Below are 17,860 nucleotides of genomic sequence, written 5' to 3'. Positions count from 1 at the left end.
CAGCCAGCTTCACCCGGCCAGCCAGCGCACCCTCAAGCAAGCGGAGTGTGAACATGGCCGATGGCCCGATGGACGAGGTGGCGCGCCTGCGCGCCGTGATGGAAGAACACGAGGGCAAGAGGCCGCGCGACCTGGCCGACATGCTCGACGTACCCGAGGCCGCCCTGCTGGCGGCACGCGTGGGGCAGGACGCGACGCGGATCGCCGCGCATCCCGACATGCTGATCCCCCGGCTCGACGCGCTCGGCGAGGTGATGGCGCTGACCCGCGTGGATGCCTGCGTGCATGAGAAGGTCGGGACCTACAACAACTATCAGTCCGGCCCGCATGCCGCGATGGTGCTGAACGGGGCGATCGACCTGCGCATCTTCCCCCGGCACTGGGTCCACGCCTACGCGGTCGAGGCGGAGGGCGCGACGGGGCCGAAACGCTCGATCCAGATATTCGACGCTGCGGGCGACGCGGTGCACAAGGTGCATCTGCGGACCGGCTCCGATCACGCGGCGTGGGATGGGGTGATCGCTTCGCTGCGGTCGGACGACCAGGCACCGGGGCAGGAGTTCGCCCCGCGCGAGCCCGCCGAGCCTCCGAAATCGGTGCCGGAGAAGCTGGACATCCTGCGCATTGAATGGGCGAAGCTGACCGACACGCACCAGTTCCTGCGGCTTTGCGCCAAACTGAAGATGAACCGGCTGGGCGCCTATCGCATCGCGGGCGCACCCTTCGTCCGGCAGCTTGACCCGGCGGCGGTCGATACCGCGCTGGAGGCGGTGCGCGACGCGGGACTGGAGGTCATGATCTTCGTCGGCAATCGCGGCTGCATCCAGATCCATGGCGGGCCGATCGGGACGCTCAAGGCCACGGGGCCGTGGCAGAACGTGCTCGACCCCGGCTTTAACCTGCATCTGCGGCGCGACCGGGTGGCGGAACTGTGGTCGGTGGAGAAGCCGACGCAACGCGGCCCCGCCGTGTCGATCGAGGGCTTCGCCGCCGACGGCTCGATCATCTTCCAGATCTTCGGCCTCAATAAGGAAGGGCAGGACAGCCGCCCGGCCTGGAACGCGCTCGTGGCAAATCTGCCCGGTCTCGCGGGGGAGGTCTGAGATGCGGATGATGGCCAGCTTCGCGATGCTCTTTGCAACAGCCCTGCCCGTGCAGGCGCAGGTGCAGGACGGCAAGGTCCTGTCGCTGGGCGGCGCGGTGACCGAGATCGTGGTCGCCCTGGGGCAGGGGGACCGGCTCGTGGCCCGCGACTCCACCTCCACCTTCCCGCCGGAGGTGCTAGACCTTCCGGATGTGGGCTATGTCCGCGCGCTGTCGCCCGAAGGGGTGCTGTCGGTCGAGGCCGACTTGATCCTGGCCGAGGAAGGCGCGGGCCCGCCCGAGGTGATCGATGTGATCCAGTCGGCGGATGTCGTCTTCGTCGAGGTGCCCGACGGATTCGACGGGCCGGGGATCGCTCGCAAGATCGAGACGGTGGGCGCGGCGCTCGGCCTGTCCGAGCGGGCGCAGGTGCTGGCGGGCGAGGTCGCGGACGCGCTGGAGGCTGCGTCGGTGCCCCCCGGCGACGCGGCGCCGCGGGTGCTCTTCGTACTGTCGGCCAGTGGCGGGCGGATCATGGCGTCGGGACGCGGGACGGCGGCGGATGCCATGATCGCGCTGGCGGGTGGCGTGAACGCTATCGACGCGTTCGAGGGCTACCGGCAGCTCGGCGACGAGGCGGTGACGCGCGCCGCCCCCGACGTGATCCTGATGATGGACCGGGAGGGCGACCACGCGCCGGGCGACGACGCGCTGTTCGCGCTGCCCGCCATCGCGCCGACCCCGGCGGCTCAGGCGCGCGCGGTAATCCGCATGGACGGCCTGCGGCTGCTCGGCTTCGGCCCGCGCACGCCCGAGGCGGTGGCGGACCTGGCGCGCGCGCTGCATGGCGCGGGGGGCTGAGCGATGGTCGCAATCCCGATGGAGCATCCGCGCCCCGTGAGCGACCGACGTGCGGGCGCGCGACGGCTGACGGGCATGCTGGCGGCAACTCTCGTCACCGCCGCGGCATTGAGCCTGGAACTGGGGCCAACCGACGTGCGGTTGAGCGGCGTGCTCGACAGCCTCGCCTCGGGACAGGCGCTGTCGCGGCTGGAGCGGGTGGTGATGGTCGATATCCGCCTGCCCCGCACCGTGCTTGCGATGCTGGTCGGCGCGGCGCTGGCCGTGTCGGGCGCGGTGATGCAGGGGCTGTTCCGCAATCCGCTGGCCGATCCGGGCATCGTCGGCGTTGGCGCGGGCGCCGGGCTGGGCGCGGTCACGGCCATCGTGCTGGGCGGGCTGGCCCCCGCGGGGCTGGCCGCGCTCGCTGGGCCGTGGCTGGTGCCACTCGCCGCCTTCGTAGGGGCCTGGGGGGCGACGCTTCTGCTCTACCGCGTGGCGACGCGGGCCGGGCGCACCTCGGTCGCCACGATGCTGTTGGCGGGGATCGCGCTCGGCGCGCTGGCGGGCGCGGTCTCGGGCATCCTGATCTTCCGCGCGGACGACGCGCAGCTGCGTGACCTGACCTTCTGGTCGCTCGGCTCGTTGGCGGGCGCGACCTGGGGCAAGGTGCTGGTCGCCGGGCCGATGATTGCGCTGGCGGCACTGGCGGCCCCGCTCCTGTCACGCGGGCTGAACGCGCTGGCACTGGGGGAGGCCCCGGCCCATCACCTCGGCATCGACGTGCAGGCGCTCAAGAACCGCGCCGTGCTGCTCGTTGCCGTCGCCACCGGGGCGGCGGTGGCGGTGTCGGGGGGCATCGGTTTCGTCGGGATCGTGGTGCCGCATCTGCTCCGCATGTCCGGAGGGCCGGATCATGGGCGGCTGTTGCCGAACGCGGCGCTGGCAGGGGCGGCGCTGCTGCTGCTCGCCGATCTGGCGAGCCGCACGGTCGTCGCCCCGGCGGAACTGCCCATCGGAATCGTGACCGCGCTCTTGGGCACGCCGGTCTTCCTGTGGATCCTCCTGCGCAGCCGCGGCGTGGTGGACCTGTGAGCGTCCTGTGCGAGCGCATCGCCGTATCGCTGGGCCGCAACCCGGTGCTGCACGGCGTGGACATGGTCGCGCGACCGGGAGAGGTCACGGCCATCGTGGGGCCGAATGGCTCGGGCAAGACCACGCTGTTGCGCGCGATCACGGGCGAGGTCGCGTTCTCGGGATCGGTGCGCATCGGCGGACTCGACCCCGCCCGCGCCAAACCGTGGGAGCTGTCGGCCCGCCGCGCGGTGCTGCCACAGGCGGCGGCGCTCGCCTTTCCGTTCACGGTGATCGAGGTGGTGCGGCTGGGCCTCGCTCAGGCGGCGGAGCGGCACGGCCCCGACCTCGCCGAACGCGCGCTCGCCCGCGTCGGGCTGGGCGGGCAAGGCGACCGGCTGTTTCAGGAGCTGTCGGGCGGTCAGCAGCAGCGGGCGCAACTGGCCCGCGTGCTGGTGCAGGTTTGGCAACCGGTCGGGGAGGACGGCGCGCGGTGGCTGCTGCTGGACGAGCCGGTGGCGGCCCTCGACATCGCGCACCAGCTGGAGGTGATGCAGGTCATCCGCGACTATGCCGACCGGGGCGGCGGCGTGATCGCGGTGATGCACGACCTGAACCTGACGTCGTTGACTGCCGACCGCGTGGTGCTGATGGCGGGCGGTCGCGTGCGCGCGGCGGGCGCGCCGGGCGAGGTGATGACCGATGCGACCCTGTCCGAGGTCTATGGCTGCCGCCTGCGGGTCGGGGTGGCCCCGGCGGACGGGTCACCCTTCGTCCTGCCCCATAGCGCGGCGTGATGATGGGCGCGGCACACATGTATGCCGATGCTGGAAAGGTATCGCTGCGGCTAGAACGCGGCTACTGCGCCCGCCAGCTGGTCGCGCGGCGTTCGAGCGTTGCGATCAGCAGGTATTCGACCGCCAGCATCACCGCGATGAAGCTGACCGCGTAGGCGAGAACCGTCGCGATGTCGAAAAGCTGGAAATGCAGGTGAATCTTGAAACCGACGCCCGAGCCGCGGCCCAGGAACTCCACCACCAGGACGATCTTCCAGATGATGGCGAGCCCGTTGCGCATGGATGCGGCGAGATAGGGCCAGAGCTGGGGCAGCGTGATGTGCCGCGTGCGCGCGAGCCAGCCCATGCCGAAGACCTGCGCCATGTCGGCCAGCGCGGGATCGCGGGCGCGGATCCCCTCGCGAAGCGTGACGGCGACCATCGCCGTCTTGTTGAGCGCGACCGCCGTGATCGCCGCCGTCTCGTTCAGGCCGATCCACAGATAGCACAGCACGATGACCACCAGCGCGGGGATGTTGAGGAAGATCACCAGCCACGGCCCCAGCCAGCGATCCGCCCTTCCGAAAGTGCCGAGCGTCGCGCCGATGATGAGCCCTAGCGACATCGCCAGGGCGAAGGCCGCAGCGACGCGGGCGAGGGTCGCGCCCATGTGCAACGCCAGCGCGCCCGATTGCCATTCCGCATGTGCGATCCTTGCAACGACAAGTGGGCCGGGCAGAACGTCCGCGTCGGCCTTGGCCCAGGACAGGGCCTGCCAGAACAGCACGAAGCCCGCGAGGGAGAGGATCGTCACCAGGATGGATCGGGCGGCCATGCCGTCAGCCTGTCATGGCGCGGGGCGTATCGGTAGCCGAAACCGGCGGGCTGCGACCTTGGTCGGATAGGGCAGGGCGCGGGGCGGTCCTAGGCTGCCCGCATGTGGCGGCTGGCGATCATCCTCGGCGCGGTGTTCTGGGCGACGGTCTGCGGCGCGCAGACCCTGCCGCGCGACGAGATCGCCCCCCGCATCGCCCCGCCGATGGAACTGGGCGCGGCGCTGAACGACGAGGGCGTGTGGGAGCTGCTCAATTCCGGCGATGCCCATGCGGGCTATGTCTTCGAAACGCTGCCGATGGCGCCGCTGCCGGGATTTTCCGGCGCGCCGGTGAATGTGCTGGTGGTGCTCGACCTCGACGGGCGATTCATCGACGTGCAACTGATCTCGCATAACGAGCCGATCTTCGTGTCGGGACTGGGCCCGGCGCCGTTCCATGCGTTCTTCGAGCAGTATCGGGGGCACTCGATTTCGGACACGCTGGTCGTGGGCACGCCCTATGGCGCGGGTGCCGATGGGTCGGCGCTGGTCTATCTCGACGGCGTGACCAAGGCCACCGCGTCGATCCGCATCGCGCATGAAAGCGTGATGGCAGCCGCCCTCAAGGTCGCGCGGGAGCGGATGGAGGGCCTGGCGAGCGGACCGCCCGCGCATCCGATCCCCGATCACGACGAGTCGCTGGACTGGCAGGCGCTGCTCGATCAGGGCATCGCGCGGCGGCTGGTGGTCACGAATGGCGAGGTCGATGCGGCCTTCGCAGGCACCCGCTGGTCGCGCGCGGACCCGGAAGCGACGGCGCGGCCCGACGCGCCGTTCCTCGACCTGTGGGCCCTCGATATCGGCCCGCCCGCCATCGCCCGCGCGGTCCTGGCGGAGCAGACCCTGGCGGAGCTGGAGATCTTGTCGCGGCTGTCCCCGCACGACGAGCCGGTGCTGCTGATCGAGACGGGGCGGCATGGCCTCGTGACCGAGGATTTCGTGCGCAACACGTCGCCCGACCTTATCAGTGCCGAGCAGGCGGGGTTCCCGATCGCGCTGCGCGATGCGGACCTGACGGTGCGACTGGCGGACGGGGTGCCCGATGCGCTGCGGGACGGAACCGCGATGATCCTGCGCACCGATCGGCGGCTCGGCTTCGATCCGGGCGCGGATTGGCTGCTGCGCATCAAGGCGCTGCGCGAGCGGGGCATGTTCCAGCCAGAGATCGGGTCGGTCGAGCTGGAGCTGGCGATGGCGACCCCCGACCGGTTCTTCGCCCGGCCCGTCGTGCCGCGCCCGGTGCCGCCCTGGCTGGGCGCGCTGCGCGAGCGGGCAGGTGACATGGTCGTGCTGGCCGTGGGCTTGGCGACTTTGCTATGGGCGCTGGGGCCGCGTCTGAACCGGCTGGCCGATCACCGCCACTATACCCCGATCCGGCTCGGCATCCTCGCCGCGATAATCGGTTTCGTGGGCTGGTGGGGACAGGGGCAGCTGTCCATCGCGACGCCGCTCGCCGTACTGCGGACGGCGCTGGAGGGGGGCAGCTTCGCCTTCCTGCTCTACGATCCCTTCTCGCTGCTGCTTTGGGTGGCGACGATCGCGGGGTTCGTCCTGTGGGGCCGGGGCCTCTTCTGCGGCTGGCTGTGCCCGTTCGGGGCGATACAGGAATTCGCACATCATCTGGGCCGCGCACTGCGCCTGCCGGTGTGGGAGCCGTCGCCCGCCTGGGACCGGCGGCTGAAATGGTTGAAATACGGCGTGCTCGCCTCGTTGGTGGGTATCCTCGTCACAGTGCCCGCGCAGCTCGATGCCGCGATCGAGGTGGAGCCGTTCAAGACCGCGATCACCACCTTCTTCGTGCGCGAATGGTACTACGTGGCCTATGCGGTCGGGCTGCTCATCCTGTCGATGGTGCTTTTTAAGGGATTCTGCCGCTATCTGTGCCCGCTGGGCGCGGTCATGGCGCTCGGCGGGCTGATCCGGGGGCGTGACTGGATCGAAAGGCGGGCCGAATGCGGCAGCCCGTGTCAGCTGTGCCGTGTGAAATGCAATTATGGCGCGATCCGCCGCGACGGCAGCATCCATTACGACGAGTGCTTCGCCTGCCTCGACTGCGTGTCGATCCATGACGATCCCGACAGGTGCGTGCCGCTGGTGCTGGCCAGGAAGGGCAGGAGGTTGGCGGCATGACGCACTTTGGCAGACGCCGGTTCATCGCGATCTGCGCGGCGGCGGCCTGCCTGCCGCGCGGTTCAGTCGCCGCGACCTGGCGCGGGCAGGCCTTGGGGGCGGAGGTGTCGCTGACCCTTCACGGCGCGCCCGAGGGCACGATCGAGGCGGCGCGCGATCTGCTGGGGCAGGTGGAACGGCGGTTCAGTCTTTACGATCCGGGGTCGGAGCTGTCGCGGCTGAACCGGGCCGGGGTGCTGCACAGGCCCTCGACGATGTTCCGGGAGCTTTTGTATTTCGTGGACGAGGCCTACCGGCTGACCGAGGGGCGATTCGACCCCACGGTCGGCGGGCTGTGGACGGCGCTTGCGCAAGGCGGCGATATCGCGGCGGCAGCGCGGGCGGTCGGCTGGGCGCGCGTGGAGCGGGCGGCGGATGGCGCGATCCGCCTCGCCCCCGGTCAGGCCTTGAGCTTCAACGGGATCGCCCAGGGCTTCGCCACCGATCTGGTGGCGGACGCGCTGCGACGACGTGGGCTGACCCGCGCGCTGGTCGATATCGGCGAGTTCGCGGCCATCGGCGGGCCGTTCCGTCTGGGCCTCGCCGACCCGGTGCACGGAATGCTGGGCCGCGCGACGCTGCACGATGGCGCAATCGCCACATCGAGCCCGCAGGCACTGCGCCTCGGTCGTGATGACTCGCGCGGGCATATCCTGCACCCGCGCTTCGCGGCGGAGTGGTCAACCGTCTCGGTCGAGGCGGATCGGGCGGTGATGGCCGATGCGCTGTCGACCGGGCTGTGCCTGGGCGATGCGGATCTGGCGCGGCGGACGCGCGCGGCGGCAGGCATCGGCCGGGTCCGGCTGGTGGACACGGCCGGCGACCTCGTCACCATTTGAAACGTGAAGCCCCCGGTGCCGAGAGGCGCCGGGGGCTTCGTCCTGCGCGGGGGGCGGGGCAGGATCAGTTCGCGGCAGCGACCGCGCGCTGGGTCAGCACCTTCACCAGATGGGCGCGGTAGTCCGGGCTGCCATGCAGGTCCGAGATCAGGTCGCTCGCATCGACGCGCAGCCCCTCGACCGCGTCGGCGGAGAAGGTCGAGCCAAGCGCCGACTCCGCCTCAACCCAGCGGAACACGCCGCCATTGGAGGCACCCGTCACGCCCACGCCCACGCGGTCCGCATAGCGCGCGACGAACACGCCGACGAGCGGGAAGCGGGAGGCGGGCTGCTCGAACTTCTGGTAGTTCGACGCCTGCGGGATGGGGACGCGCACGCCAGTCACGATCTCCCCTTCCTCCAGCGCGGTTGTGAACATGCCCTGGAAGAAGTCGTTTGCCGCGATTTCACGGCGATCTGTAAGGACGGTGCCCTGTGTGGCCATCAGCATGGACGGATAGCAGGCGGCCGGGTCGTTATTGGCGACCGAGCCGCCGATGGTGCCGCGATTGCGCACGGCCGGATCGCCGATCTTGGACGCCTGCCCGGACAGACCGGGGAAGGACGACGCCGTACCCTCGGCAATCTCGCCATGCGTGGTGCCGCCGCCGATGCGCAGGTAATCGCCCTCTTGCGCAATGCCCTTCAACTCCTCGATGCCGGTCAGGCTGACGAGGGTGGACGGCATGGCGAGCCGCGCCTTGAGCGAGGGGATCAGCGTCTGCCCACCCGAGAGGGGTTGCGCGTCCTCCCGCCCGAGGGCCGACTGCGCGTCGGCCAGGGTGCGGGGGCGTTCGATGTCGAATGCGTACATGGTATCGCTCCTTCGCTCAGGCGGTGTGGATCGCCGACCAGACCCTGTAGGGACTGACAGGCATGTCGATATGCGTGACATCGTGGCCGCCAGATTGCAGCGCGTCGATGACCGCGTTGACCACAGTGGGAGGGGAGCCGATGGCCCCCGCCTCGCCGCAGCCCTTCACCCCCAAGGGGTTGTGGGTACACGGCGTGCCCTGCGAGTGATCCACGCCGAACATCGGCATGTCGTCGGCGCGCGGCATGGCGTAGTCCATGTAGGTGGCCGACAGCAGCTGGCCGTCCTCGTCATAGGCGGTGTTTTCCATCAGCGCCTGACCGATGCCCTGCGCGAGACCACCGTGGACCTGACCCTCGACGATCATCGGGTTCACCACGTTGCCGAAATCGTCCACCGCCGTGACGCGGTCGATGCGGACCTTTCCGGTCTTCGGATCCACCTCGACCTCGCAGGCATAGGCGCCGGAGGGGTAGGTGAAGTTGGCCGGGTCGTAGAAGGCGGTTTCCTCCAGCCCCGGCTCGATCTCCTCCAGCGGGAACTCGTGGGGAATGTAGGCCTTGAGCGCGACCTCGCCGAAACTGACGGACTTGTCCGTCCCCGCGACCGAGAAATTGCCGTCGGCGAACTCTATGTCGGTTTCGGAGGTCTCCATCATGTGCGCGGCGATCTTCTTGGCCTTGGCAATGACCTTTTCGGTCGCGCGCACGACCGCCGAGCCGCAAACGGCCAACGAGCGGGAGCCGTAGGTGCCCATGCCGAAGGGGATCTTGGACGTGTCGCCGTGCACGATCTCGATCGAGGCGGGGTCGATGCCCAGCATCTCCCCTACCACCTGCGGGAACACCGTCTCATGCCCCTGGCCGTGGCTATGTGCGCCGACCATGACGGCGAGGTTGCCGGTGGCGTTCACGCGCACCGTCGCCGCATCGTAGAGGCCCACGCGGCTGCCAAGCTGACCCACGAGATTCGAGGGTGCAATACCGCACGCCTCGATATAGGCGTTGACGCCGAAGCCGCGCAGCAGACCCTTGGCCTCGCTCTCGGTCCGGCGGGCGGCGAAGCCCGCCATGTCGGCGACCTCCTGCATCCGGTCCATCAGCGCGTCGTAATTGCCGCTGTCATATTCGAGACCGGCGGCGGAGGCGAACGGGTACTGGTCGGGCTTGACGAAATTCTGGCGGCGCAGCGCGATCGGATCTACGCCCAGTTCGCGCGCGGCCTTGTCGATGACACGCTCCAGCGAGTAGGTCGCCTCGGGCCGGCCGGCGCCACGATAGGCGTCCACCGGTGCCGTGTTGGTAAAGACCGCCTTCACGTTCACGTAGACATTGGGCACCGTGTAGTTGCCCGCCATCAGCGTGCCGTGCAGGAAGGTCGGCGTCGCGGTCGAGAAGTTCGACAGATACGCGCCGACATTGGCATAGGTCTCGGTGCGGAAGGCGAGGAAGTTGTTGTCCGCGTCGAGCGCCAGTTCGATCTTCGTCACGTGGTCGCGACCATGCGCATCGGTCAGGAACGCCTCAGTCCGGTCCGAGGTCCACTTGACCGGGCGGCCCAGACGCTTCGTTGCGGCGAGGACCAGCGCCTCCTCCCCGTAATGATAGATCTTGGAGCCGAAGCCGCCGCCCACGTCGGGCGCGATAACGGTCAGCTTGTTTTCCCGGATGCCCATGACGAAGGCGGAGATCAGCAGCCGCGTCAGATGCGGGTTCTGGCTGGTGGTATGCAGCGTGTAGTCGCCGGTCGCCGGATTGTAGTCGCCGATCGAACAGCGCGGCTCCATCGGATTGGGGACCAGCCGGTTGTTGACCAGCTCCAGCGTGGTGACATGGGCTGCGCCGCGGATCGCCTCGTCCGTGGCCTGGCGGTTGTCCTCGATCCAACCCCAGTCGAAGCACTGGTTGGTGCCGATCTCGTCATGAACGAAATTGTCGCCCTGAAGCGCAGCCTTCATGTCCATGACGGCGGGCAGTTCCTCGATATCGGCCTCGATCGCCTCGACCGCGTCGCGGGCCTGATCGGGCGTTTCCGCGATGACGGCGGCATAGGCGTCGCCGACATGACGGACCTTGCCGTGGGCCAGCACCGGGCGCTTGGGCTCCTTCATCGGCTCGCCGTCGCGGCTGTTGATGAGCCATCCGGCCGGGTTGCCGCCGACCTCGGCGAAGTCCTCGCCGGTGAAGATGGCGAGCACGCCGGGCATGTCCCTTGCCGCGCTCACGTCGATCGAATTGATGCGGCCGTTGGCCACGGTCGACCGGGCGAAGACCGCGACCGCCTGGTTCTGTAGCTGGATGTCGTCGCTGTACCGGCCCCTGCCGGTAAGAAAGCGGACGTCCTCGCGGCGCCGTGTGGCCGCGCCGATGCCGGTATCCTTGGGCATGATGTCCTCCCTGATTGTCTGTTCTTATTCGGCCGCGATGGCGTCGGTGTTCTGACCCGAGGCCGCCATGATCGCGCGCACGATGTTGTGGTAGCCGGTGCAGCGGCAGAGGTTGCCCTGCAGGTGATTGCGGATCTCCGCCTCGGTGGGCTGGGGATTGTCCTTCAGGAGCGCCGCCGCCGACATCACCATGCCCGGCGTGCAGAAGCCGCATTGCAGCCCGTGATAGTCCTGGAACGCCTGCTGGATCGTATTGAGCGAGCCGTCGGGGTTGGCCTGACCCTCGATGGTGGCGACCTCGGCCCCGTCGGCCTCGACCGCGAACATGGTGCAGGCCTTCACGGCCTTGCCGTTCACGTGGACCTGGCAGGCGCCGCATTGCGAGGTGTCGCAGCCAACATGGGTGCCGGTCAGGCGCAGATCCTCGCGCAGGAACTGGACGAGAAGCGTGCGGTCCTCGCAGCTGCGGGTGACGGTCTTGCCGTTCACGGTGACGGTGATTTCTGTCATCTTCGGTAGTCTCCCTTTCTCTGGTGCCGGTTCAGCCGCGAAGGCGTGCGAACCACCCTTTCTTCTGTTCGGTATCCGTTGCGACAGCGGCATCGAGCGCCGGGCTCGGCGCTTCCGAGTCCGTGGGCTCCGGCGTCGTGGGGGCGACAGTGTCCTGGAAGTTCTGGAAGAACTGGTCGGCCATCTTCTTGGCGAAGCCGTCGATGATGCGGCTGCCGAGCTGGGCGAGCTTGCCCCCGACCTTCGCCTCGACATCGTAGTGCAGCACGGTGGTCGCGGGCCCCTGTTCCTCCAGCCGGACCTTGGCGCCGCCGCGGGCGAAGCCGGCCGGGCCGCCCTTGCCCTCGCCGGCGATCGTCAGGCTCTCGGGAGGGTTCATGTCCTCCAGCGTGACATGACCCTTGAAGGTCGCCTTTACCGGGCCGACCTTCTGGACCACCGTGGCCTCGAACCCCTCCTCGGGAGATCCGGTCATCTCCTGACATCCGGGTACGCAGGCGCGCAGCACATCGGGGTCCAGCAGGGCGCGCCAGACGGTCTGGATGTCGGCGTCGATGGTGCGGCTGTCGGTCAGGTTCATCGGGGTGTCCTCGTGTGGTTCGGAAAAGCTATCGGGCAGGGCCGACAGCGGATATGCAACCAAGGTCGTCTCATCGCTCTGGCGGCTGGAAGCTGATCCCGTATTCGGCATGGATTGCCGCGATCCGGCCATCGGCGAGGGCCGCCGCGATCGCGTCGTCGACCGAATAGGCCAGCGGGCGGTAGGCGAAGTGGATGGCGACCCCCAGCGTCCATTTGCTGACGGCAAACCCGGCCAGTGGCGGCTGATGCACCGCGATCCCGTCGCCCGCGCCCCATTCGAGCTGTCCCAGCGGACCCATGGCGGCGGGCACCTCGCCCGCGTTCAAGGCTGCCATCGCGCCGGTCATGCGCGGAAAGCGGCGGATATGGGCGGAGAGCTGCCCGCCCGCGAAGGAGGACAGATAGAAATCGGTGATCGAGTCGTTCTGCACCGCCACCGGCTCGAAGCGGAAATAGGCGGGCACCGGCCCGCCGTCGGGATAGCTTTCCGCATCATAGGCGATGGCGATGGATTCGCCCGTATACTGGCCGGTGAAGCCTACCTGCTCCACCCGGCAGGCGAAGCGGGCGTCGTAGGGCACGCGCATCATCACGTTGACCACCGCGCCGCCCACGACCGGCCCGCGCCAGATCCAGTTGCGCAGGTCGTCCTCCAACCGGTCGCCGGGCGTAACGAAGGTAAAGCGCGGCTCCACGCCTAGATCGTCGGCGACGATCCGGGCGATCTCCACATCGACACCGCGCGGGGTCGCGCCGTCCTCCCAGCTATAGGGCGGAAAGTTCTCGTAGAGCGCGAAGGTGATGAAGCCGCGCTCCCGGATCGTGTCGATGTCCTGACCGACGATGTCGCGGTCGGTGTTCTGCGGTTTGGGCTGAGGCGGCCAGTAGGCGCAGGGGTCCTGCGCCCATGCTGCGTCGCCCGTCGCGAGACCGGCGAGCAGGCAGCAGATGGCGAGGCCCCGGCGGATCATTGCGCGGCGCTCAGCCCGATGGTCAGCGTCTCGGCCGCGGTCTCGTAGCCTTCGGCGGTGCCGTCGATCTGCACCGCGGCGCGGCTGGCGATGGAATCGGCGACCGGCGCGCCGGACATGGTCGGGATCGCGGCGCCGATCTCGGTCAGACGCGCGGTGATCGCGTCGGCGTCGAGCGCATCGGGCGTGGTGCCGTTGGCGGCCAGATCGTCGCGGATCGCGGCCAGCTCATCGGTATATTCTGCCATCGCGTCGGGGTCGGGGCGCGTCTCGACATAGGTGCGGATCGCCCAGCCGGCCTCCTGACCCAGCAGTTCCCCGAAGGCGGGCATCTTGGTGGTGCCGTTCTGGGTGTAGCCGTGGCGATAGCGTTCCATGTACCATTCGTCGCCGAATTCCTCGGCTTCCAGGAACCTCAGGTCGGGGGCGAGCCCTCCCGACACGCCTTCGAGCCCGTGGCAGCGCGCGCAGTTCTGGTTGTAGCCGGACGCGCCGATGCGGATCGCCTCGTGCCAGACTTCCTCTCCGGCCGTCTCGGCCCGGTAGGGGTTCTCGAACAGCCAGTCCTCGCCCACCTCGGGCAGGCTGTCGGTGTTCACGGCCTGCGGGGCCACGTCCCCATGAGCGAAGGCAAGCGACGCGACGGACAGGGCCCCTGCCGTCAGGGTGATGTAGAGACGCATGGTCATTCCTTCCCGTTGGGATTCATTCGGTTCGGGTCCGTTTTAGGATGCGAGGCCGGGCGGCGTGTATTCGACCTTGGTTGCAACCGTGCGCCCATCGCGACCAAAGTCTGATCGCAGCCGGTTTCGAGGGTCGGTAGCGTGTCGGCATGAACCTGAAAGGCCTCGCCCTCTGCCTGACCCTTTGCGCCACGAACGCCGTGGCGGAGGTCACGATCGATGTCGGCTATCTGCATGTCATCGTGCCGCCGCCACCGACGCTCAGCAATCTCGACCCCGTGCCCGACGATATCGGGCTGGCGGGCGCGCGCACCGGCTTGTCGGACAACGCGACGACGGGGACGTTCCTGGGCCATTCCTACGCGCTGATCGACCGCAGCGTGGAGGCCGAGGGCGATCCGCGCGCCGCCGCGCGGGACTTGCTGGCGCAGACGCCCTTCCTGATCCTCGACGCCCCGGCGGACGTGCTGACGGCGATCGCCGACATGCCCGAAGCGGCGGAGGCGCTGATCTTCAACACCGGAGCCTCGGACATGGCGCTGCGGGCGGCGGAGTGTCGGGGCAACGTCCTGCATACCGGTCTGTCGGACGCGATGCGCACCGATGCGCTGGCGCAGTTCCTGGTCTGGCGGCGCTGGCAGGATTTGGCGATGATCGTCGGTCCGCGAGAGGAGGACCGCGCCTTTGCCGAGGTGATGCGCGCTTCGCTGACCAAGTTCGGGTTGCGGCTGGAGGCGGAGAAGGAGTGGCGCAACGACAGCGACATCCGACGCGCCGCGGCGCAGGAGGTGCCGCTGTTCACGCAGGATCTGGGCGATTACGACGCGCTGATCGTCGCCGACATGGCCGAGGATTTCGGCCGCTATCTGGAATACAACACCTGGCGTCCCCGCCCCGTGACCGGCACCGACGGGCTGGTCCCACTGGGCTGGGCGCCGGTGGTCGAGCAATGGGGCGCGGCCCAGCTTCAGTCCCGCTTCGAGGAAGCGCATGGCCGCGACATGCTGGCGCGCGACTATGCCGCCTGGGCCGCGATGCGCACGCTGGGCGAGGCGGTCACGCGCACCGACAGCGGCGATCTGGCCACGTTGCGCGGCTATATCCTGTCCGATGCGTTCGAACTGGCCGGCTTCAAGGGCCGTCCGCTGACCTATCGCGACTGGAACGGCCAGCTGCGTCAGCCCGTGGCGCTTGCCCATGCGCGCGCGCTGGTCGCGACCGCGCCGTTGGAGGGGTTCCTCCACCAGACCAACGAACTCGACACCCTCGGCCTCGACCGGCCGGAGAGTACCTGCGAGGCATTCGAATGATCCGGTTCCTGACCTGTCTCGCGCTCGCCGCCACCCCTGCCGCCGCCGACGAGATCTGGGTGACGAACGAGAAGGACGACACCGTTTCGGTCATCGACATCGACACGCTGGAGGTCGTGCGCACCTACGAGACGGGGGAGCGGCCGCGGGGGATCACCTTCTCCCACGACTATACGCGGCTCTATATCTGCGCGTCCGATTCCGATGCGGTGCAGGTGATGGACCCCGAAACGGGGGAGATTCTGCACGATTTGCCGTCGGGAGAGGATCCCGAGCAATTCGCGCTGCACCCTGACAACCGGCACCTCTACATCGCCAACGAGGATGACGCGATCACCACCGTCGTCGATGTCGAGAGCCGCAGCGTGGTCGCGCAGATCAACGTGGGCGTGGAGCCGGAGGGCATGGCCGTCTCCCCCGACGGGCGGGTGGCCATCACCACCTCCGAGACCACCAACATGGCGCACTGGATCGACACGGAAACGCACGAGCTGCTCGCCAATTCGCTGGTCGACAGCCGCCCGCGCCACGCGGAATTCACCGCCGACGGCACGCAGATGTGGGTCAGTTCCGAGATCGGCGGCACCGTGACCGTCTTCGACACCTCCGACTTCGGCGAGATCGCGAAGATCGAGTTCGAGGTGCAGGGCGTCCATCCCGACCGGGTGCAGCCCGTGGGGTTCGAGTTCGCGGGCGGCGACGAGGTCGTGTTCGTGGCGCTTGGCCCGTCCAACCATGTCGCCGTCGTCAACGCGCAGACCTTCGAGGTTGAGGAATACATCCTCGTCGGGCGGCGGGTCTGGCACATGGCCTTCAACGCCGATCGCAGCCTGTTGTTCACCACCAACGGCGTCTCGGGCGACGTGACCGTCATCGACGTGGCCGCGCGCGAGGCGATCAAGACCATCGCGGTCGGTCGCTTCCCCTGGGGCGCCGCCTTCCGCCCGACCGGAGAGAACTGATGAAAAAGATCATCCTGGCATTCGCGCTGATGACCGGCTTCACCGCGCATGCCCATGAATACGGCGCAGCCGGGCTGCTGGGCGGCAACAACAAGGAAGACCTGCCGCCCCTGACGCTGAGTGCCGGCATGCCGTTGGCCGACGAAGGCTGGACGCTGAAATCGGGCACCTATTACGAGTTCGAGATCGAGGCGGATGGCAGCCAGGAGCTGGCACTCGAAGGGGCCGCCTTCTTCCGCGCGATCTGGATCGACGAGATCGTCATAGAAGGGCTGGAGATCCGCCCGCTGGGTCTCGACAGCGTCGAGTTCGACGAGGCCGGTACGATGGAGATCGGCTTCGTCGCCATCAAGCCGGGCCGCTACACCCTGTCCGTGCCGGGCAGCACCGGGGACATGCAGCGTCTCGACATCACGATCGAATGACGGGGCTGGCGGTTTCGGGAGTAAGTCACGCCTACGGTCCGAAACCGGCGCTGACCGACGTGTCCTTCGATCTGGCGCGCGGCGGGTTCTGCGCGCTCTTGGGGCCGAACGGCGCGGGCAAGTCAACGCTGTTCGCGCTGCTGACCCGGCTGATCGTCGCGGATGCGGGCCACATCGCGGTGGCCGGGCACGACATGGCGCGCGCCCCTCTTGCGGCGCTGGCGCGTCTGGGCGTGGTGTTCCAGCAACCGACGCTCGACCTCGACCTTACGGTCCGGCAGAACCTGCGCTATTTCGCGGCGCTGCACGGCCTGTCGGGCACGGAGCGGGAGCAGCGGATCGACGCCGCGCTCGACCGGCTCGCCATGCGCGAGAGGGCAGGGGAGAAGGCGCGCGCGCTCAATGGCGGGCACCGGCGCCGGACCGAGATCGCCCGCGCGCTGCTGCACCAACCGGACGTCATGCTGCTCGACGAGCCGACGGTCGGCCTGGATGCGGAGAGCCGCGCGGCCATCGCCGGGCATTTGCACGACCTGGCCGACGAAGGCGAGACCGTGCTGTGGGCCACCCATCTGGCCGACGAGGTGCGCGATTCCGACCGGCTGGTGATCCTGCATCACGGTCGGGTGCTGGTCGACGGGATCGCGGGCGAGGTCCGGGGCGACCAGCCGCTGACCCGCGCCTTTCTGCAGATGGTCGCGTCGTGAACCGCTGGCTGACGGCGCTGACGGCCATCGTGGCGCGCGAGGGGCTGCGGTTCCTGCATCAGCGCGAGCGGTTCGTCGCCGCCCTGGTGCGCCCGCTGGTCTGGCTGCTGGTCTTCGCCGCCGGGTTCCGCGCGGCGCTTGGGCTCAGCATCATTCCGCCCTATCAGACCTACATCACCTACGAGACCTACATCGTCCCGGGTCTGTGCGGGATGATCCTGCTGTTCAACGGGATGCAGTCGTCGCTGAGCCTGGTCATCGACCGGGAGCTGGGCTCGATGAAACTGCTGCTGATCGCGCCATTGCCGCGCTGGTGGCTGCTGTTCGCCAAGCTGGTGGGCGCGACCGCGATCTCGATCGTTCAGGTCTATGTCTTCCTCGCCATCGCCGCCGCATTCGGCATCGCGATGCCGTGGTACGGCTATCTCGCCGTGCTGCCCGCGCTGGTGGTGGCGGGGCTGATGCTGGGCGCGCTGGGGCTGCTGCTGTCGAGCTTCGTTCGGCAGTTGGAGAATTTCGCCGGCGTGATGAACTTCGTGATCTTCCCGATGTTCTTCCTGTCCTCGGCGCTCTATCCGCTGTGGAAGATGGCCGAAAGCTCGGAATGGCTCTACGGAATATGTCGCCTGAACCCCTTTACCTATGTGGTGGAGCTGATCCGCTTCGCGCTTTACGGCGAGGTGAACCTGCCCGCGCTCGGCTGGGTCGTGCTGGCTGCGGTGGTCTTCGGGACGGCGGCGTTGTGGGGATACGATCCGGGCCGCCGGCTGATGCGGCGTAAGACCAAGGGATAGTTGCGCCGATCGCGCAGCGGTC

Annotated in this window: 18 protein-coding genes; 11 read left to right on the top strand and 7 right to left on the bottom strand. The window is 68.6% G+C overall.

Going from position 1 to position 17,860, the window contains the following annotated elements; all coding sequences use genetic code 11:
• Nucleotides 1–53 precede the first annotated feature (53 nt).
• From RX333_RS02115 to RX333_RS02100, 4 genes are read left to right on the top strand one after another with little or no spacing between them, the layout of a single operon-like run.
• Complete coding sequence (locus RX333_RS02115; RefSeq protein ID WP_410056036.1) at nucleotides 54–1,103, top strand: hemin-degrading factor; 1,050 nt, start codon at nucleotides 54–56, stop codon at nucleotides 1,101–1,103.
• Nucleotide 1,104: 1 nt separating this feature from the next.
• On the top strand, nucleotides 1,105–1,944 hold the full coding sequence (locus RX333_RS02110) for a hemin ABC transporter substrate-binding protein (protein WP_410056035.1): 840 nt from the start codon (nucleotides 1,105–1,107) through the stop codon (nucleotides 1,942–1,944).
• A gap of 3 nt (nucleotides 1,945–1,947) precedes the next feature.
• A complete protein-coding gene (locus RX333_RS02105; RefSeq protein WP_316013262.1) occupies nucleotides 1,948–3,018 on the top strand; it encodes an iron ABC transporter permease in 1,071 nt (356 codons plus the stop codon).
• Entirely contained in the window at nucleotides 2,979–3,794 is an 816-nt protein-coding gene (locus RX333_RS02100; RefSeq protein WP_410056034.1) for a heme ABC transporter ATP-binding protein, read from the top strand. Before RX333_RS02105 ends, RX333_RS02100 begins: the two co-directional genes overlap by 40 nt.
• Nucleotides 3,795–3,855: 61 nt before the next feature.
• On the opposite strand, the gene RX333_RS02095 is transcribed toward RX333_RS02100, so the two are convergent.
• Entirely contained in the window at nucleotides 3,856–4,608 is a 753-nt protein-coding gene (locus RX333_RS02095; protein WP_316013260.1) for an ABC transporter permease, read from the bottom strand.
• Between the two features lie 102 nt (nucleotides 4,609–4,710).
• Between RX333_RS02095 and RX333_RS02090 the strand changes: the two genes are divergently transcribed.
• Together RX333_RS02090 and RX333_RS02085 are read left to right on the top strand one after the other, a co-directional pair.
• Nucleotides 4,711–6,777 (top strand): 4Fe-4S binding protein, encoded by a 2,067-nt coding sequence (locus RX333_RS02090; RefSeq protein WP_316013259.1) that lies wholly within the window; start codon nucleotides 4,711–4,713, stop codon nucleotides 6,775–6,777.
• Complete coding sequence (locus RX333_RS02085) at nucleotides 6,774–7,655, top strand: FAD:protein FMN transferase (protein ID WP_316013258.1); 882 nt, start codon at nucleotides 6,774–6,776, stop codon at nucleotides 7,653–7,655. The genes RX333_RS02090 and RX333_RS02085 overlap by 4 nt, the downstream gene beginning before the upstream one ends.
• 64 nt (nucleotides 7,656–7,719) lie before the next feature.
• On the opposite strand, the gene RX333_RS02080 is transcribed toward RX333_RS02085, so the two are convergent.
• The 6 genes from RX333_RS02080 to pedF all read right to left on the bottom strand — a co-directional run bounded on the left by RX333_RS02080 (nucleotide 7,720) and on the right by pedF (nucleotide 13,640).
• Complete coding sequence (locus RX333_RS02080) at nucleotides 7,720–8,508, bottom strand: xanthine dehydrogenase family protein subunit M (RefSeq protein ID WP_316013257.1); 789 nt, start codon at nucleotides 8,506–8,508, stop codon at nucleotides 7,720–7,722.
• 16 nt (nucleotides 8,509–8,524) lie between these two features.
• Entirely contained in the window at nucleotides 8,525–10,894 is a 2,370-nt protein-coding gene (locus RX333_RS02075; RefSeq protein WP_316013256.1) for a xanthine dehydrogenase family protein molybdopterin-binding subunit, read from the bottom strand.
• 24 nt (nucleotides 10,895–10,918) lie between these two features.
• Nucleotides 10,919–11,404 (bottom strand): (2Fe-2S)-binding protein, encoded by a 486-nt coding sequence (locus RX333_RS02070; RefSeq protein WP_316013255.1) that lies wholly within the window; start codon nucleotides 11,402–11,404, stop codon nucleotides 10,919–10,921.
• A gap of 31 nt (nucleotides 11,405–11,435) precedes the next feature.
• Complete coding sequence (locus tag RX333_RS02065) at nucleotides 11,436–11,984, bottom strand: carbon monoxide dehydrogenase subunit G (protein WP_316013254.1); 549 nt, start codon at nucleotides 11,982–11,984, stop codon at nucleotides 11,436–11,438.
• Between the two features lie 70 nt (nucleotides 11,985–12,054).
• Complete coding sequence (locus RX333_RS02060) at nucleotides 12,055–12,957, bottom strand: transporter substrate-binding domain-containing protein (RefSeq protein ID WP_316013253.1); 903 nt, start codon at nucleotides 12,955–12,957, stop codon at nucleotides 12,055–12,057.
• Entirely contained in the window at nucleotides 12,954–13,640 is a 687-nt protein-coding gene (pedF, locus tag RX333_RS02055; protein WP_316013252.1) for a cytochrome c-550 PedF, read from the bottom strand. Before pedF ends, RX333_RS02060 begins: the two co-directional genes overlap by 4 nt.
• Nucleotides 13,641–13,789: 149 nt before the next feature.
• Here pedF and RX333_RS02050 point away from each other — a divergent pair, with 149 nt between their 5' ends.
• From RX333_RS02050 to RX333_RS02030, 5 genes are read left to right on the top strand one after another with little or no spacing between them, the layout of a single operon-like run.
• A complete protein-coding gene (locus tag RX333_RS02050; protein WP_316013251.1) occupies nucleotides 13,790–14,950 on the top strand; it encodes an ABC transporter substrate-binding protein in 1,161 nt (386 codons plus the stop codon).
• On the top strand, nucleotides 14,947–15,912 hold the full coding sequence (locus RX333_RS02045; RefSeq protein WP_316013250.1) for a YVTN family beta-propeller repeat protein: 966 nt from the start codon (nucleotides 14,947–14,949) through the stop codon (nucleotides 15,910–15,912). Before RX333_RS02050 ends, RX333_RS02045 begins: the two co-directional genes overlap by 4 nt.
• Nucleotides 15,912–16,337 (top strand): hypothetical protein, encoded by a 426-nt coding sequence (locus RX333_RS02040; protein WP_316013249.1) that lies wholly within the window; start codon nucleotides 15,912–15,914, stop codon nucleotides 16,335–16,337. The genes RX333_RS02045 and RX333_RS02040 overlap by 1 nt, the downstream gene beginning before the upstream one ends.
• Entirely contained in the window at nucleotides 16,334–17,044 is a 711-nt protein-coding gene (locus RX333_RS02035; RefSeq protein WP_316013248.1) for an ABC transporter ATP-binding protein, read from the top strand. The genes RX333_RS02040 and RX333_RS02035 overlap by 4 nt, the downstream gene beginning before the upstream one ends.
• Nucleotides 17,041–17,838, top strand: a complete 798-nt coding sequence (locus tag RX333_RS02030) for an ABC transporter permease (protein WP_316013247.1) — start codon at nucleotides 17,041–17,043, stop codon at nucleotides 17,836–17,838. Before RX333_RS02035 ends, RX333_RS02030 begins: the two co-directional genes overlap by 4 nt.
• Nucleotides 17,839–17,860 lie beyond the last annotated feature (22 nt).

It is taken from the genome of Roseobacter sp. HKCCA0434 (assembly GCF_032464675.1).
Taxonomy (GTDB): domain Bacteria; phylum Pseudomonadota; class Alphaproteobacteria; order Rhodobacterales; family Rhodobacteraceae; genus Pontivivens.
This window is presented reverse-complemented; position numbering and strand designations above follow the sequence as displayed.

Coding starts and splice junctions, on each gene's coding strand:
- RX333_RS02050 (WP_316013251.1), top strand. CDS start 13,790: ATGAACCTGAAAGGCCTCGCCCTCTGCCTGACCCTTTGCGCCACGAAC.
- RX333_RS02095 (WP_316013260.1), bottom strand. CDS start 4,608: ATGGCCGCCCGATCCATCCTGGTGACGATCCTCTCCCTCGCGGGCTTC.
- RX333_RS02080 (WP_316013257.1), bottom strand. CDS start 8,508: ATGTACGCATTCGACATCGAACGCCCCCGCACCCTGGCCGACGCGCAG.
- RX333_RS02075 (WP_316013256.1), bottom strand. CDS start 10,894: ATGCCCAAGGATACCGGCATCGGCGCGGCCACACGGCGCCGCGAGGAC.
- RX333_RS02065 (WP_316013254.1), bottom strand. CDS start 11,984: ATGAACCTGACCGACAGCCGCACCATCGACGCCGACATCCAGACCGTC.
- RX333_RS02035 (WP_316013248.1), top strand. CDS start 16,334: ATGACGGGGCTGGCGGTTTCGGGAGTAAGTCACGCCTACGGTCCGAAA.
- RX333_RS02070 (WP_316013255.1), bottom strand. CDS start 11,404: ATGACAGAAATCACCGTCACCGTGAACGGCAAGACCGTCACCCGCAGC.
- RX333_RS02110 (WP_410056035.1), top strand. CDS start 1,105: ATGCGGATGATGGCCAGCTTCGCGATGCTCTTTGCAACAGCCCTGCCC.
- RX333_RS02105 (WP_316013262.1), top strand. CDS start 1,948: ATGGTCGCAATCCCGATGGAGCATCCGCGCCCCGTGAGCGACCGACGT.
- RX333_RS02045 (WP_316013250.1), top strand. CDS start 14,947: ATGATCCGGTTCCTGACCTGTCTCGCGCTCGCCGCCACCCCTGCCGCC.
- RX333_RS02090 (WP_316013259.1), top strand. CDS start 4,711: ATGTGGCGGCTGGCGATCATCCTCGGCGCGGTGTTCTGGGCGACGGTC.
- RX333_RS02085 (WP_316013258.1), top strand. CDS start 6,774: ATGACGCACTTTGGCAGACGCCGGTTCATCGCGATCTGCGCGGCGGCG.
- RX333_RS02060 (WP_316013253.1), bottom strand. CDS start 12,957: ATGATCCGCCGGGGCCTCGCCATCTGCTGCCTGCTCGCCGGTCTCGCG.
- RX333_RS02040 (WP_316013249.1), top strand. CDS start 15,912: ATGAAAAAGATCATCCTGGCATTCGCGCTGATGACCGGCTTCACCGCG.
- RX333_RS02115 (WP_410056036.1), top strand. CDS start 54: ATGGCCGATGGCCCGATGGACGAGGTGGCGCGCCTGCGCGCCGTGATG.
- pedF (WP_316013252.1), bottom strand. CDS start 13,640: ATGCGTCTCTACATCACCCTGACGGCAGGGGCCCTGTCCGTCGCGTCG.